This is a genomic window from Dactylosporangium sp. NPDC051484, from assembly GCF_040689395.1.
GTDB lineage: Bacteria > Actinomycetota > Actinomycetes > Mycobacteriales > Micromonosporaceae > Dactylosporangium.
This window is the reverse complement of record NZ_JBFAZX010000006.1, coordinates 172,890-187,468: the sequence shown is the minus strand read 5'-3', so window position 1 is coordinate 187,468 and position 14,579 is coordinate 172,890. Positions and strand designations below refer to the sequence as shown.

Sequence of the window (14,579 nt, the reverse complement as noted above, 5' to 3'; positions counted from 1 at the left end):
ACCTTGCCCAATCAGAATCGCATCGTTTCGAGCGGGACGCGAGGAACCGCAAGGCGAACTATCGTGTGGGCATGGCAGGCCCGCCGGAACCGATGCTCGCATCGAGTGGCCCGCTGCCCTGCGGGCCAGGCTGGGCGTATGAGTTCAAGTGGGACGGCATCCGCGCGATCGCGGTCGTCCGCGAGGGTGTCACCAGGCTCTTCGCCCGCAGCGGGGCCGAAGTGACGGCCGCCTATCCCGAGCTCGCGGGCGTCGGGCGCGGCCTGGCCGACTCGGTGCTCGACGGCGAGGTCGTGGCGATGGACGAGGCCGGGCAGCCGTCGTTCCAGGTGCTCGCCGAGCGCATGCACGTGCGCGAGCCCAACCGCGCGGCCCGGCTCGCCGCCACCGTCCCGGTCACCTACCTCGTCTTCGACGCCCTGCGTGCCGAGGGGGAGGAGCTGACCGGCCTGCCGTACCGCATCCGCCGGGAACGCCTGGAGGGCCTCGGGCTGGGGGCCCGCGCGGTCATCCCCCCGTCGTTCGACGACGGCGCGGCGACCGTGACCGCCAGCCGGGAGAACCGGCTTGAGGGCGTGGTGGCGAAGCGGGCCGACTCGGTGTACCACGCAGGTGTCCGCACCACCGACTGGATCAAGGTGAAGCTCGAGGAGAGCTGCGAGTTCGTGGTCGGCGGCTGGCGGCCGGGCAAGCGCGCGCTGGGCGCACTGCTGGTCGGCGTCCCAGAGCCGGGCGGCCTCGCCTACCGGGGCCGGGTCGGTGGCGGCATCTCCGGCGCGGCGGAGCGGGCGCTGCTGGCCGCGCTCGACCCGTTGAAGACGAGCACAAACCCCTTCGGCGCATCGGTACCGCGGGAGGACGCCCGCGGCGCCGTATGGGTCGACCCGCACCTCGTGGTCGAAGTCAAGTTCGGGCACCGCACGCGCGACGGGCGGCTGCGTTTCCCGCGGTTCCTGCGAATCCGTCCCGACGTGTCGCCCGAGGAGGTGCGTGATGCCTGACCGCCTGCGGGTCGAGGTCGCCGGGCGCCAGTTGGAGATCTCCAACCTCGACAAGGTCCTCTACCCGAGGACCGGCTTCACCAAGGCCGAGGTCCTCGACTACTACACCCGCATCGCGCCGACCCTGCTGCCGTATCTCGACGGGCGCCCGCTCACCCGCACCCGCTATCCCGACGGCGTCGACGGCATCAGCTTCTTCGAGAAGAACGCCCCGGCCGGCACCCCGGACTGGGTGCGCACGGTGCGGCTGCCGGTGCCCGGCTCGTCCAGAAACCGCGAGAAGATCGACTTCATCGTGGTCGAGGAGCTGGCGACCGTCGTCTGGCTGGCCAACCTCGCCGCGCTGGAGCTGCACACGCCGCAGTGGCGGGTGGACGAGGACGGCCGGGCGCTCGACCCCGACCAACTCGTCGTCGACCTCGACCCGGGGCCGCCGGCCGGCCTGCCCCAGTGCTTCGAGGTCGCCCTGCTCATGCGCGAGCGGCTGGCCGCCGACGGGCTTGAGTGCGTGCCGAAGACGTCCGGCAAGAAGGGCATGCAGCTGGTCGTGCCGCTGCCCGGCGACGAGGGCGCGGACGAGGTCAGCGGCTACGCGAAGGCGGTCGCCGAGGGGCTGGCCGGCCGGCACCCGCGGCTGATCGTGGCGAAGATGGCCAAGCAGCTGCGGCCGGGCAAGGTGTTCATCGACTGGAGTCAGAACAACGCGTTCAAGACCACGGTCGCGCCCTACTCGCTGCGGGCCGGCGGGACCCCGACCGTCAGTGCGCCGCTGGCCTGGAACGAGGTCGAGGCCGGCGAGCTGACCGCCGCCGACCTGACCCCGTCCGTCGTCCTCGACCGGGTCGCGACGCTGGGTGACCTACTGCAGGGCGGCCAGTAGCCGGTCGATGTGCTCCTCGGTGGTACCGATGCCGAAGCTGGCCCGGATCGCCTGGGCGGGCGGCTGCTCGGCGCCGAGCCGGTCGGCGGCCTCGCTCAGAAGGCGGCGGGTGAGCGGATGGGCGCAGAACAGCCCTGTCCTGACACCGATGCCGTGATCGCGGCCGAGCGTGACGGCGAGCTCGCCCGGGTCGGCCCCGAGGACCGCGAACGACACGATCCCGACCCGATCGGCGTCGGCCGGGAAGAGCCGCAGCTCCTCGACGTGCGGCAGCCGCGCGAGGCCCTCGCGGAGCCGTCGCAGCAGAGCGTCTTCCCGCTGCTGCGGGTCGATCTCCCGCAACGACCGCAACGCCGTCGCGAGCGCGACCGCGCCGAGGAGGTTCGGGGTGCCGGCCTCATGCCGGGCCGGGCCGGTCGACCAGCGCACCGCGCCGTCGTCGGCCACGTGAGCGCTCGCCCCGCCGCCGGCCAGATACGGCTCCGCCGCGTCCAGCCAGTCCGCCCGGCCGGCGAGCACGCCCGCCCCGAACGGCGCGTAGAGCTTGTGGCCCGAGAACGCCACGTAGTCGGCGCCGAGCCCGGCCAGGCGCCCCGGGGCGTGCGGGGCCAGCTGCGCCGCGTCGACCGCGATGCGCGCGCCGAAGCGGTGCGCGACCTCCGCGAGCCGCGCGACCGGCCAGACCTCGCCGGTCACGTTGCTCGCCGCCGTCACGCTCACGAGCACGTTCGGACCTTTTACGCGGTGCAACGATCGCTCCAGCGCCTCGACCGCCTCCTCGGGGGACCCAGGCGCGGCGAGGCGCTCGGTGCGGCGCCAGGGCAGCAGGTTGGCGTGGTGCTCGCCGTCGAACGTGACGACCGTCGCGTCCTCGGGCAGCACCCGCGCCAGCAGGTTGAACGCGTCCGTGGTGTTGCGCGTGAAGATCACGGTGTCGTCTGGGCCGTGGCCGAGGACGTCCGCGACGGTCTCCCGGGCCTGCTCATACTCCCGTGTGCAGCGCTCCGACAGCGCGCCCGCCCCGCGATGCACGCTGCCGTAGTAGGGCAGCAGGTCGGCGACCGCGTCCGCGACGGCCCGCAGGCACGGCGCGGTGGCGGCGATGTCGAGGTTGGCGAAGTCGACGGACCGGCCGTCGCGCAGCTTGACCTCGCTCGGCGACAGGATGGCAGGGGGCAGCAACTCGGACATGGGTCACCCGTTTCGCTCGCGCTTGCTCGGCACACCACGTGCCGAACCGGGTCATCACCCGGGGCACCCCGCCGCGAACGCGAGGGTTGCCGGCCAGCAAGCCGGGGCTGTGCGCTGGCACTCATGACCTGAGCAGACCGTACCGCAGATAAGGTTGCGTCATGAGCGAACTCCCGCCGAGTGGGACGCCGGACTCGCCCGCCTCCGGGCCACCGTCCCCGGAGACCGGTGCGATCCCGGCCTCGGGCGGCGGCGCCTCGGCGGCGCCGAACAGCGCGCCCCCGGCGGCGGACAGCGCATCGTGGGCCGCGTCGAATAGCGCGCCCCCGGCAGCGCCGAATAGCGCGCCCCCGGCAGCGGACAGCGCATCCTGGGCTGCGCCCGGCAGCGCGTTCCCGGCCTCGGGCGCCGGTGCCTGGGCGGCGCCGAACAGCGCGCCCCCGGCGGCGGACAGCGCATCGTGGGCCGCGCCGAATAGCGCGCCCCCGGCAGCGGGCGCCGGCTCCTGGCCGGTGCCGAGCGCCGGACAGTGGGGGCGGCCGGCACCGCCCCCGGCGCCGACGTCGGGCCCCGCGCCGTGGGAGTCCGCGGAGACCGGGCCGGCGCCAAGCCCGTGGAGTTCGCCGTCGTCGCCGGCGCCGAGCCCGTGGAGTGCGCCGTCCTCGTCGTCCTCGCCATCCCCGGGCGAGCCGGTCGGGCCGCAGGTGCCGGCCGGGTCGCACCCGGACCCCGGCCGATACCAGGGGTCGCCGTTTCCCGGAGCCGGACCGAGCGGCGCCGTGCCGCCCGGCGGGCCAATGATCCATGCCGGGTCAACTGGGTCAGCTGGGCCGGCCGGTCCCTCGCCGTGGCCGTCGGCGCTGCCCGGCATCGCGGTGCCGAACGTGATCGCGGCGGCCGAGCCGAGCACCGGCCAGCAGGAGTACCCGACCGCCGCCCTCGCCCTGGCCGCCGCGCCGCCCGCCAAGCGCTCCGACCGGCGCCGGCTGTTGACGCTCATCGGCGTCATGGGGTTCATCGCCGCGTGCGGCGTGGCCGTGCTCGCGTTCTTCGGCGTCAGCGGCGGCTGGACGGCGCTGTTCGTCGGCGTCGGGTCCGCCGTCATCCCGGTCCCGGTCCTCGTGTCCTGCTTCCTCTGGCTGGACCGCTACGAGCCGGAGCCAGTGAAGTACCTCGTCTTCGTCTTCGGCTGGGGCGCCTGCGTGGCCACCGGCGTGGCGCTCGTGGTCAACACCACGGGCAGCTACTTGTTCGAGAAGGCCGGCCTGTCCAGCGCCCTGGTCGCCGTGCTGGTCGCGCCGTTGATCGAGGAGAGCATGAAGGCCCTCGGCCCGGTGCTGCTCTTCTGGCGCCGCCCGCGCGCGTACTCCGGCATCATCGACGGCATCGTCTACTGCGGTCTGTCGGCGACCGGCTTCGCGATGGTGGAGAACATCCTGTACCTCGGCTTCAAGGGATACGGCGAGTACGCCGACAAGTCCGGTCCGGCCTCGGGCGCGGCCGCGCTGGTCGGGATCTTCATCGTTCGCATCCTGATGAGCGGGTTCGCGCACCCGCTGTTCACCTCGATGACCGGCATCGGGCTGGGCCTCGCGTCGCGTTCGTCGGCCAAGGCGGTGCGCTTCCTGGCGCCGCTGGCCGGACTGCTGGCCGCGATGATGCTGCACGGCTCGTGGAACCTCATGTCGGTCATCGCGGCCACCTCGACCAACACCTGGGTGCTGCTGTACGGCTACTTCGCGGTGATGATGCCGATCTTCCTGGGCATGGTCGGCTTCGCACTCTGGCTGCGCGCCAGCGAGGGCCGGCTCACCGAGCGGGTCCTGGGCGAATACGCGCGGGCCGGCTGGTTCTCCCCGCCGGAGGTCGCCGCGCTGGCCACCCTCGGCCGGCGGCTCTCCGCCCGCCGCTGGGCGAAGCGGGTGGCAGGCGACGCCGGCGCGAAGGCGATGCGGGCGTTCCAGTTCGACGCGACACGACTGGCGCTGCTGCGCGACGGCCTGCACCGCGGCCTGGACAAGGAGCCGAAGCGGCGGATGGAGGCGCTGGCCGAGGAGCGGCAGTTGCTGACCGCGCTTGACGCGTATCGCCAGGTGTTCGTCGGGCGGGATCCGCAGTCGCCGCGGGCGGTGTGGGACGGGGCGCGCTACCACATCACGTTCCCCGACGGGGTCGTGCGCGTGCTCGACCCCCCGCCGACTCCCGTCGTGCCCGTGCCGGTCTCGCTGGCCGCGCCGCCCCCGCCACCGGTGTACGCCGGCCCGCCGTACTACTACAGATAGAGGCCCGTCGAGTCGGGCTCCACCCGCCGGGCCGCGACCGCGTGCACGTCGCGCTCGCGCAGCAGCACGTAGTCGCGGCCCTGCAGCTCCACTTCGGAGCGCTCCTCGGGGTCGAACAGGACCCGGTCGCCGGCGACGATGGAGCGCACGTTGGGCCCGACGCCGACCGCGGTCGCCCACGACAGCCGGCGCCCGACCGATGCGGTCGCCGGGATGACGATGCCGGAGATGTGCCGGCGCTCGCCCTCGTGGCCTTCGAGCCGGACGAGGACGCGGTCGTGCAGGAGCCGGATCGGCAGTGCGTCGTCCGCTCTGGCGGCATATGGCGTGTCGGTTGACGCCTGGGCGGCGGGTTGTGCTGTCACGCTTGCGACGCTACCGCCTTGGTGCGTGCCAACGTCGCCCACCCCGGACTACCGTGAGGTGTCCTGGCCGGGTGGCTGAGCGCGTCAAGGAGGCGATACGTGGGCCGGTTCGACACGGTGCGGGCGAATCTGCGCCGCGCCTACATCCAGAGAGTGGAGGCGGCCAGGGCCGAACGCGAGGTCGCGGCGTTGGTCGAGGTTCCCGAGCCGGAGCCGCTGGCCGAGTTGGAGCAGGAGCTCAGCCATGCGACGACAACCAGCCGGGACGACGCCGAGGTGCCGTATGGGCTGCGCATCGCCGCCGCCTGGTCCTGGCGCCTGCTGATCCTCATCACCGCGGCCGCGGTGCTGCTGTGGCTGGTCGGCCGGCTCAAGACCGTGCTCATCCCGCTGAGCATCGCCCTGCTCCTGTCGGCCCTGCTCGCGCCGGTGATGGGCGTCCTGCGCCGCCGGGTGAAGCTGCCCCCGTCGCTGGCCGCGTTCGTGGTGCTGGTCGCCGGCCTGGCCGCGGTGGCGGGCGTGCTGACGCTGGTCGTCAGTGAGTTCGTGGCCGGGTTCCCGGCCCTGTCCGACAAGGCGTCCATCGGCGTACGACAGATTCAGGACTGGCTCACCGCGGGCCCGCTGCATGTCAGCGGCCGTCAGCTGGACGCCACCTTCGCCGCCGCCACCACCTGGCTCAGCGACAACCGGGGCAGTCTCACCACCAGCGCGGTCAACACGGCCACCGCGACGGTGGAGTTCCTCGCCCTGATGCTGCTGATCCTCTTCGTCACGTTCTTCTTTATGCGCGACGGCAAGCGGATCTGGCATTTCGTGACCGGCATCCTGCCCGCCCCCGCCCGCGACCCGATCCGCCACGCCGGCGAGGCCGCCTGGCGGACCCTGGTGGCCTACGTCCGCGCCACGGTCCTGGTGGCCTTCATCGACGCCTTGGGCATCGGCATGCTGCTGTTCTTCCTGGATGTCGACTTCTGGTTTCCCCTGGGCACCCTCGTGTTCCTGGGCGCCTTCGTCCCGATCATCGGCGCCACGGTCTCCGGTGCTGTGGCGGTCCTGGTGGCCCTCGTGGACGATGGGCCGATCACCGCGCTCGTCGTGCTCATCGGCGTGATCGCGGTGCAACAGCTGGAGGGCCACGTGCTGCAGCCGCTCATCATGGGCCGCGCCGTCTCGGTCCACCCGCTGGCCGTCATCGTGGCGATCGCGACGGGGGTGGTGCTGGCCGGCATCATCGGGGCGCTGGTCGCGGTGCCGCTGGTGGCCGTGCTCAACACGGGCATCCGCCACCTGGTTGAGCATCGCCGGCAACCCCCACCCGAGGCAGTGATCGTCTCCTCCGACTGAGGACTGCCCCGGCCGCCGTGCGCATGAGTGCCGAAGATGCGGGTCTGCGGGTCCTGCCAGAGCAGGACGCCATGGTCCGGGGGCTGCCCGCCCCCGCCGGGGTAGAACGCCGAGCGGCCGACTACATGCGGCGGGTCGGGCCCGCCCAGTATCGCGAAGTGGTCATGCAATACAGAATCCGTCAGCCCTCGTTCTGATACACGTCAGATGGTCATCCATTCGGTCACTATCGGTGAGCCGTTCGTAGGCCAGCGGCGCGCAACGGACCGTGGATCAGGCGTTGAGGAACGCCGAGATCCGCGTGCGCAGGTCGGCGCGCTGCGTCCAGAGGATGCCGGGCCGGTCATACACGTGCAGCCGCGCCCGTGGCAGCGCCGCCGCGAGCTGCTCGGCGACCGCGGCCGGGTGCAGGTCGTCGCCCCGGCAGCCGATCACCAGGCAGTCGGCGGTGACGTCGGCCAGTGCGGCCCGGTCCTCGATCGCCGCCTGCTCCGGCAGGCTGGCCAGGCTGGCCGCGAGCCCGTCGCGCATGAGCTGGTCGAGCCGCTGGCGCAGGAACGCCCAGACCGGCGGCGTGTTGCGCAGCTGTGCCGGGACCTCCTGCGAGATCACGTCGGCCACCGCAGCCGCGTCGCCAGCCTCGATCGCCTCCAGCAGCGCGGTGAGCCGCTCGTGGGCGGCGGCCGGGCGCGGGGCGTCGAGCACGGCGGGCAGGAAGAACACCACGCGCTCGAAGCGGCCGGGATTGTCCGCCAGCAGCCGGGTGAGCGCCCCGGCGCCCATGCTGACGCCGAGCGCCCGGGTCGCGCCGGAGAGATCGGCGATCGCGCGAAGATCGCGGGCGAGGTCCGGGTAGGTCCACGTGCCCCCGGGCGCCGAGGACTGCCCGTGCCCGCGGAACTGGAAGAAGACCTTGCGGCCGTGCACGGCGCTGCCCAGCGGCCGGGTCTCGGCGATCCCGCTGCCGAGGCCGTGGGCGAACACGGTCACCGGCGTGCCCTCGCCGGTGACGAGCTGCTCCAACTCGACCCCGTGCGGGGTGGCGACCAGCTCGGTCGGGGGCGCGGGAAGGGTTGGCCGGCCGGTCTGCGGCCCTCGGGTCACGGGCGGGCGGAACCGATCGGGGCGCCCGTCCGGCGGGGGCGGCCAGCGGAAGTCCATCAGCTCACCAGGAGCCGTGGCCGTCGACCGCGTCGCGCAGCGCGGGGCGGATGTCGAGCAGATACACGGCGAAGATCCCGGCGCCGATGAGCGGGAAGATGCCCAGAAAGCCGAGCCCAAGATTGGGCGAGATCGCGGTGAGCAGCTCGCCTCCGCCGATCAGCGCCAACCAGATGGACTTGGACATCGTGCCGATCGCTGGGAACGCGTCGGTGCGCTGCACGACGCAGTGCAGGAAGGCCGCAGCGCCGAGCACCAGGCAGAAGATCCACACGCTGATCGAAATATAGTTCTCGGCCTGTATGTAGAATTTCGGGACGGCACTCACCATGCACCGAGCTTAAGCCGAAGCCCCCCGGCCCGTGCGCGACGGTGCCGGAGGGCTCCCGAGAATCACCGTTACTTCTTGGTGTCGGCCTTCGGCGCGGCCTTCTTCGCCACCGTCTTCTTGGCCGGGGTGCGCGACACGGCCGGCCCCTCGGTCGTGGTGACCTCGGCGGTCACCGCCTTGCGGCCCGGCTCCAGCTCGATCTTCGCCTCGGCGCCCCGGGCGGTGCTGACGACCTTCTCGCCGCGGGCGACCAGGTCGGAGTACACGGCAACGGCGCGGTCCTGCGCGACCTGGGCGCCGGCCTGCGCGCTGGCCAGGAAGCTGGCGGCGTTGCGCCGCGCCATCCCGCGCAGCCGGTCGAGGTCGTCGCGGAGGTTGCCCTCCGACACCGCGCCGGCCACGGCCGGGCGCAGCTCCTCGACGCGGGTGCGCAGGTGAGCGACCTGCGCGGGCAGCTTGCGCAGCTGCTCGTACGCCAGGTCGCCGGCGCCTGCCGCGGCATACAGCGGCGTCGGGATCTTTCGGGTGGTGCTCTTCGTCGTGGTCTTCGCGGTCACTGCGACTCCTCGTGGGAACGTGTCGGCTGCTCCGGTTCGGGCCCCGAGGTAGCTTCGGCGCCGTCCTCGCGGTCCGTAGAGTTCCGCGCGTTTTCCCGGCGGAACGTTTCGTAGATCTGGGTGAGCGATTGCTTCTGCGTGACGGTGAGGTCACCGTCGGCGGCGATCGCGGCGAGCACGTCGTGCCCCTCGCGCTCGAGCAGCCCGGCTCGCAGGTACATCAGCGGGGTCGAGACCCGCAGTGCGCTCGCGAGCTGAGCCAGCACCTCCGCACTTGGTTTGCGCAGGCCACGCTCGATCTGGCTCAGATACGGGTTGCTCACCCCCGCCTGCTCGGCGAGCTGGCGGAGCGAGATGCGCGCGTTGCGGCGCAGGTCACGAATGAACCCACCCAGGTCACGCGACTCTTCTTTCACACTTACCGACGGTAGCGCGGGCTGCTAACTCCAGCAAGCAAAATGCTAGCGGGAGCTAGCGTGAACCCAGTCACCACACTGAGCGAACCACGCCGACCTCGCGTCCGCCCCCCAAAACCGGAACCTCCACCCGCCCGGGCAGCGCCACGCCGCGCCGGAAGCCGAGCCGGAATCAGAGATTGCCGATCCCCAGCATGGCGCGCGCGTCGCCGGTGCTCATCGGCGGGCGCTGGGCGAGCCGGGCGAATCCGCTGGCCCGCGCGACGAGCTGGGCGTTGCTCTCGGCGGGCTGCCCCTTGGCGTACGTCACGGTGTCCTCCATGCCGACGCGCAGGTGCCCGCCGGCGGCGAGCGAGGCGAGCAGGACCGGCAGCGAGGCGCGCCCGATCCCGGTCGCGGAGAAGGTGGTCCCGTCGGGCAGGTCGCGCAGCGCGGCCTCGCAGGCGGCGAGGGCCGCGACGGTGCCCGGCATGCCGCCCGGCACGCCCATGACGAGGTCGACGTGGACGTGCCCGCCGGCGGGCAGCCCGTGCTTGTCGAGCAGGCGGCGCAGGGTGGTGATCTGGCCGAGGTCGAAGATCTCGTATTCGGGGACGATGCCCCGTTCCTGCATGCGCGTGTGCAGGTCGACGATGAAGCCCCATCGGTTGAGGAAGACGTCGTCGCCGAAGTTGACCGTGCCCATGGTGCAGGACGCCATGTCGGGCTGGGCGTCGAGCACGCGGAGCCGGTCGGCCTCGGGGTCGGTGACCGCGCCCCCGGTCGACAGCTGCACGATCAGCCCGGTCTCGGCGCGCAGCGCGGCGACCGCCTCCCTGAGTCGCCCGAGGTCGAGCGTGGGCTCCGCGGCGTCATCGCGGAGGTGGACGTGGATCACGCTCGCCCCCACCGCCTCGCAGTCCCGGCCGGTCGCCACCAACTCGTCAAGCGTCACGGGAAGCGCGGGCACGTCCGATTTGCGCGATTCGGCGCCGGTCGGAGCCACCGTGATCAACGTCGTTGTCATCACTTCGCCGATCCTGCCATGCCGCTTGCGAACCGGCTCGCCGGCGGGTTTTCCATGATCACGGAGTGAACGCGCTGCCCACCCTTGTACATGTTCACTCCGTGATCATGAAAACCTGCGCACCGACTACAGGCCCGGGTCGATGGCGGCCGTCGACGGACCGACGCGCAGGACCGAGTCCGGGGTGAGGTTCTGCTTCACGACCGCCAGGGCGATCATCCCCAGCTCATGATGGCGCACCGCGGTCCCCACGAAGCCGACCGGGCGTTCGCCGCCCTCCAACGTCACCGGGGTGTGGCGCGCCGGGAGTTCGTCGGTGGTGATGCCGTCGAGGTGGAGGAGCGCCAGCTTGCGCGGCGGGCGGCCCAGGTGGTGCACCCGCGCGATCGTCTCCTGGCCGCGGTAGCAGCCCTTCTCCAGGTGTACCGCCGGGGCCGTCCAACCAACCTCGGCCGGCAGCGTCTTGTGGTCGGTCTCGAACCCCGCACGCGGGCGGCGCGCGGCCACGCGCAGCGCCTCGAAGGCCCAGATGCCGGCCGGCGGCAGGCCGGAGGACTCGATCACCTCGGGAAGTGCCTGGCGGGGGACCAGCAGATCCGCGCCGTACGTCATCCGGCGCACCCACCCGCCGAAGGGTAGCGGCGCGGCCGAATACACGGCGGTGGGGCGCGGCGGGATCGAGCCGCTGGCGAACTTGGCGTCGGGCACGGCGAGCAGGTCAGGCGGGAGTAGCGGGCCGACGCCGAGCGTGACGAGGGCCTCGTCGGTCGCGGGGCCGACGATCGACAGCAGCGCCCAGTCGGCGGTGACCTCGGCCGGCTCGACGCGCATCAGGAACCGCATGCGCTCCAGGAACGTGAGCAGCCCGGGCGCGTCGGCGGTGTCCAGCCAGGTGGTGGCGCCGTCGTCGGTGAGCACCGCGTGGTGCTCGACGTGGCCGTGCGGCGAGAGCACGAGCAGCTCGGAGCCGCTCATCGGGGCGAGGCCGGTGAGGTGCTGCGTCGTGAGGCTGTGCAGCCAGGTCAGCCGGTCGGCGCCGGGAACGGCCAGCACGCCGCGGTGCGAGCGGTCGACCAGGCCGGCGGCGGTGTCCAGGATGCGCTGCTCCCGGGCCGGGTCGCCGTAGTGGGCCACGGCGCCGGCATCGGGGTCGTTCGGGTCGAGGGCGGCGACGGGTATGGCGCTCAGCATGGTTCTCCTCGGGTAGTACCGCATTCGCCGCAGAGGCCGAACAGCGCGACGTGCCCGATGTCCAGCCGGAACCCGCGGCCGTCCAGCAGCTCGCCGGCGAGGCCGTCCAGGACCGGCGACGGCAGCTCCTGCACCGAGCCGCAGCCCCGGCACACCAGGTGGGCGTGCTGGTGCTCGTCGACCGCGTGGTATGTCGGTGCGCCGTGCGACAGGTGCGCGTGCGTGATCAGCTCGAGCTCCTCGAGGAGCTCGAGCGTGCGATACACGGTGGTGATGTTGATCCCGGCGGCCCGCTCGGCCACCTCGGCGTGGATCTGGTCCGGGGTGGCGTGGCGCAGCCGATAGACGGCCTCCAGCACGAGCTGGCGCGGCGCGGTCAACCGCAGCCCGCGCGACCGGAGCATCTCCGCGAGGTCCACGTCGTTAAATCTAGCCCGCCACACGCTCCAGGCGCGCCGAGAGGTGGACCTGCAGTGGCTGGCCGACCGCCGCGAGGTCGAACGTGTACAGCAGCGCGCCCTCGACGATGCCGTAAAGCCGCTGGCCGCCGCGCACCTCCTTGGCCGTCGCCGTGCGGCCGACGCCGTCCGTGGCCATCTGCCACTGGGTCGCGCCGCGCGTCTGGCCGGTGTACAACTCCACGATCCCGTTCGGCGCGGACAGCAGGATCTCCAGTTCGTCGGTCGCCTTGCCGTCCACGATCACCGGGCGCCACCAGCCGACCTCGCGCTGCGCCGGGCGGATCGGGTTGGCGTCGGCGTCGATGATCCACGACCGCGACTCGTAGAACAGGAACGGCCGCCCGTCGTGGCTGAACCGCACCTCCTGCGCGTAGTGGAAGCCCTCGATCGTCGGGTAGTCGCCCTGCCCGCGCCCGCGCCACACACCGACCAGCGGCAGTAGCCCCAGCAACGCCGGATGCAGGTCCGGCCCCTTGCGAAGATCGTGCGTCTCCTCATACGGATACTCACCGACCTGGGCGAGCCCCGCCCACGGCGGCTGCACGTCAGTCACCAACGCCCCCTCGACACCCGAACCGCGAGATAGATCAGGCCGCCGGCCAGCGCACCCATGCCGGCGACCAGCAGGCTTACGAACCCGATCTCAGTTACCATCACGCGAATCCTATGCTGCGAGGCATGGCACGTTCTCTTGTCGTCAAGGCAACCGCCGGATCCGATGCCCCGGAGCGCTGCTCGCAGGCCTTCACCGTGGCCGCGACGGCCGTCGCGGGCGGCGTGGCGACGTCGCTCTGGCTCACCGGCGAGTCGGCCTGGTTCGCGCTGCCAGGCCGCGCCGCCGAGTTCGAGCTCGCGCACGCCGCACCGCTGCAGGACCTGCTCGAGGCGGTCCTGGCCGGCGGCAAGGTCACCGTCTGCACCCAGTGCGCCGTGCGCCGTGGCATCGGGGCGGACGACGTCATCCCGGGCATCCGGATCGCGGGCGCCGCGGCGTTCGTCGAGGAGGCGCTCCAGGACGACGCCCAAGCCCTGGTGTATTAGCGAGGCAGCGAACTCGGGTCCGCGTCACCTGGGGACCGTTCCTCCCGCGAGACAACAGTCGGGCCTGGCGGCCCTCCTTGCCAGGTCCGCGGTGGCAAGAACTAACAACCCACCGTGGAGCTGACGACGAGCGAGTCGCGCTCCATGCGCAGGGCGACGCCGGCCGCGCCCGCGCGGTAGGCGTACACCTTCGGCTCGTCCAGCACCACCGCGGGCGCCGGGACCGTCGCCCTGGCCGCGTCGCTGTCGCCCGAGGTGACGGCCTCCACCGTCCACAGCGTGCCACCAGCCGGGCAGGCGAGCCGGTGCGCGCGCCACTGCGAGGCCGGCTTGCCGAGGGTGTCGAGCACCGCTTGCACCGGTGCCTGGTTGGCGTTCTGCGCCGGCGGCGTCGCCTCCGTGACCGGCGCGTCCTGGACCCGGCAGCCGGTGTCCGCGGTGAACCGCAGTTGTCCGGGCTCAGGCGCGCCGCCGCGCACGGCCACGAAGTTGCCCGCGTCGGCGCTCAGCAGGTCGGTGCCGGCGTTGTGGACGACTGACGCCTTGTACGCCGCGGGCAGGGCCGCCTTGACGCGGTCGAGGGTGGCGCCCTCGGCGGACTTCTTGACGTATACCGTGAGATCCCGGGCAAACCGGGTGCCCTCACGGGCCGAGGTCACCCGGCAGCTCATCTCCGTGCGCCGGTACGCGCCGAGCACCGCCACCGACGACGCCGGGTCGAGGGCCGAGTAGATCCGGCCGAGCGCGCCGTCCACGGTCGGCAGCGCCTCGGCGATCGTGGTCTGCTCGCGGGCGGTCGGCTGGCCGTGGGAGTGCGAATAGAGTGCCAACCCGGCCACGACCACGGCCCACGCGACGACTGCGGCGACGATCCAGCGACGCTTCACGCCGCCATCCTCCCAGCCGGAAAGCGCGACGCCGCCCGCCGGGGTTGGGCCCGGCGAACGGCGTCACGTTTTGCGCGTTGAGCTCTTCGCGCGGGAAACCCTGCGGCGCAGGGCGATTCCCGCGGGAGAATCGACGTGCTGTCCCTAGGCGACGGAGACGGCGACCTCGTTGATGCCGCGGTCCGCGGCGAGGGTCGCGTTGCCGTTGCCGGCGCGGGACAGGGCACGCAGCGTCCAGTTGCCCGGCGCGGCGAAGAACCGGAACTGCCCGGCCGGCGAGGTGACCACCTCGGCGGTGAACTCGCCGGTCGAGTCGAGCAGGCGCACGTACGCGCCGCCCACCGGGCCCTCACCGGAGCTGACCACGCCGGTGATGACGGTTTCCTTCTCGACGTCGACGCTCGCCGGGAGCGGGGCGCTCTGGTCGGGCGCGGCGCAGCTGTCAACACTCATCGTCAATAC

18 protein-coding genes, 2 pseudogenes and 1 riboswitch are annotated in these 14,579 nt (G+C 72.5%); of the genes and pseudogenes, 5 read left to right on the top strand and 15 right to left on the bottom strand.

Features of this window, described 5'->3' with window-relative positions; translation table 11 throughout:
- Positions 1-71: 71 nt before the first annotated feature.
- Both ligD (AB0367_RS13820) and ligD (AB0367_RS13815) read left to right on the top strand, forming a co-directional pair.
- The gene (gene ligD / locus AB0367_RS13820; RefSeq protein ID WP_366226608.1) at positions 72-1,001 is read left to right on the top strand and encodes a non-homologous end-joining DNA ligase; all 930 of its coding nucleotides are present in this window, start codon (positions 72-74) and stop codon (positions 999-1,001) included.
- The gene (gene ligD, locus AB0367_RS13815) at positions 994-1,881 is read left to right on the top strand and encodes a non-homologous end-joining DNA ligase (protein ID WP_366226607.1); all 888 of its coding nucleotides are present in this window, start codon (positions 994-996) and stop codon (positions 1,879-1,881) included. Before ligD (AB0367_RS13820) ends, ligD (AB0367_RS13815) begins: the two co-directional genes overlap by 8 nt.
- Here the strand turns inward: ligD (AB0367_RS13815) and AB0367_RS13810 are convergent.
- Positions 1,861-3,072 (bottom strand): aminotransferase class V-fold PLP-dependent enzyme, encoded by a 1,212-nt coding sequence (locus tag AB0367_RS13810; RefSeq protein ID WP_366226606.1) that lies wholly within the window; start codon positions 3,070-3,072, stop codon positions 1,861-1,863. The two genes, ligD (AB0367_RS13815) and AB0367_RS13810, sit on opposite strands and share 21 nt — an antisense overlap.
- Positions 3,073-3,085: 13 nt before the next feature.
- Positions 3,086-3,201, bottom strand: a riboswitch (SAM riboswitch).
- On the bottom strand, positions 3,194-3,982 hold the full coding sequence (locus tag AB0367_RS13805) for a hypothetical protein (RefSeq protein WP_366226820.1): 789 nt from the start codon (positions 3,980-3,982) through the stop codon (positions 3,194-3,196). (Overlaps the previous riboswitch by 8 nt.)
- Between AB0367_RS13805 and AB0367_RS13800 the strand changes: the two genes are divergently transcribed.
- Entirely contained in the window at positions 3,870-5,354 is a 1,485-nt protein-coding gene (locus AB0367_RS13800) for a PrsW family intramembrane metalloprotease (RefSeq protein ID WP_366226605.1), read from the top strand. The two genes, AB0367_RS13805 and AB0367_RS13800, sit on opposite strands and share 113 nt — an antisense overlap.
- Here AB0367_RS13800 and AB0367_RS13795 read toward each other — a convergent pair.
- Positions 5,345-5,653, bottom strand: a complete 309-nt coding sequence (locus AB0367_RS13795) for a co-chaperone GroES (protein ID WP_366226807.1) — start codon at positions 5,651-5,653, stop codon at positions 5,345-5,347. The genes AB0367_RS13800 and AB0367_RS13795 overlap by 10 nt on opposite strands.
- Positions 5,654-5,818: 165 nt before the next feature.
- Here AB0367_RS13795 and AB0367_RS13790 point away from each other — a divergent pair, with 165 nt between their 5' ends.
- Positions 5,819-7,066 (top strand): AI-2E family transporter, encoded by a 1,248-nt coding sequence (locus AB0367_RS13790; protein WP_366226604.1) that lies wholly within the window; start codon positions 5,819-5,821, stop codon positions 7,064-7,066.
- Positions 7,067-7,092: 26 nt separating this feature from the next.
- Here the strand turns inward: AB0367_RS13790 and AB0367_RS13785 are convergent.
- From AB0367_RS13785 to mtfM, 10 genes and pseudogenes are all read right to left on the bottom strand, one after another.
- Positions 7,093-7,191 (bottom strand): annotated as a pseudogene (locus AB0367_RS13785) (alanyl-tRNA editing protein); the annotation flags it as partial.
- Between the two features lie 148 nt (positions 7,192-7,339).
- On the bottom strand, positions 7,340-8,230 hold the full coding sequence (locus AB0367_RS13780) for an alpha/beta hydrolase (RefSeq protein ID WP_366226806.1): 891 nt from the start codon (positions 8,228-8,230) through the stop codon (positions 7,340-7,342).
- A 1-nt stretch (position 8,231) separates the two neighbouring features.
- Entirely contained in the window at positions 8,232-8,558 is a 327-nt protein-coding gene (locus tag AB0367_RS13775; protein WP_366226603.1) for a DUF2516 family protein, read from the bottom strand.
- A gap of 68 nt (positions 8,559-8,626) precedes the next feature.
- A complete protein-coding gene (locus tag AB0367_RS13770) occupies positions 8,627-9,115 on the bottom strand; it encodes a hypothetical protein (RefSeq protein WP_366226602.1) in 489 nt (162 codons plus the stop codon).
- Positions 9,116-9,198: 83 nt separating this feature from the next.
- Positions 9,199-9,531 (bottom strand): annotated as a pseudogene (locus AB0367_RS13765) (helix-turn-helix transcriptional regulator); the annotation flags it as partial.
- A gap of 172 nt (positions 9,532-9,703) precedes the next feature.
- A complete protein-coding gene (locus AB0367_RS13760) occupies positions 9,704-10,537 on the bottom strand; it encodes a 3-keto-5-aminohexanoate cleavage protein (protein ID WP_366226600.1) in 834 nt (277 codons plus the stop codon).
- 126 nt (positions 10,538-10,663) lie between these two features.
- Positions 10,664-11,728, bottom strand: coding sequence for a folate-binding protein (locus AB0367_RS13755; protein WP_366226599.1), 1,065 nt, complete (start codon positions 11,726-11,728; stop codon positions 10,664-10,666).
- Complete coding sequence (locus AB0367_RS13750; RefSeq protein ID WP_366226805.1) at positions 11,722-12,132, bottom strand: transcriptional repressor; 411 nt, start codon at positions 12,130-12,132, stop codon at positions 11,722-11,724. The genes AB0367_RS13755 and AB0367_RS13750 overlap by 7 nt, the downstream gene beginning before the upstream one ends.
- Positions 12,133-12,157: 25 nt before the next feature.
- Positions 12,158-12,742 carry an FABP family protein gene (locus tag AB0367_RS13745; RefSeq protein ID WP_366226598.1) on the bottom strand — a complete coding sequence of 195 codons (585 nt, stop codon included), beginning with the start codon at positions 12,740-12,742 and terminating at the stop codon, positions 12,158-12,160.
- The gene (gene mtfM, locus AB0367_RS13740; protein ID WP_033363477.1) at positions 12,739-12,843 is read right to left on the bottom strand and encodes a small membrane protein MtfM; all 105 of its coding nucleotides are present in this window, start codon (positions 12,841-12,843) and stop codon (positions 12,739-12,741) included. Before mtfM ends, AB0367_RS13745 begins: the two co-directional genes overlap by 4 nt.
- A gap of 12 nt (positions 12,844-12,855) precedes the next feature.
- Here mtfM and AB0367_RS13735 point away from each other — a divergent pair, with 12 nt between their 5' ends.
- Positions 12,856-13,230 (top strand): DsrE family protein, encoded by a 375-nt coding sequence (locus tag AB0367_RS13735; protein WP_366226597.1) that lies wholly within the window; start codon positions 12,856-12,858, stop codon positions 13,228-13,230.
- A 101-nt stretch (positions 13,231-13,331) separates the two neighbouring features.
- Here AB0367_RS13735 and AB0367_RS13730 read toward each other — a convergent pair whose 3' ends face one another.
- Both AB0367_RS13730 and AB0367_RS13725 read right to left on the bottom strand, forming a co-directional pair.
- A complete protein-coding gene (locus tag AB0367_RS13730) occupies positions 13,332-14,117 on the bottom strand; it encodes a hypothetical protein (RefSeq protein WP_366226596.1) in 786 nt (261 codons plus the stop codon).
- Positions 14,118-14,261: 144 nt separating this feature from the next.
- Entirely contained in the window at positions 14,262-14,570 is a 309-nt protein-coding gene (locus tag AB0367_RS13725) for a DUF1416 domain-containing protein (protein WP_366226595.1), read from the bottom strand.
- Between the last annotated feature and the right edge of the window lie 9 nt (positions 14,571-14,579).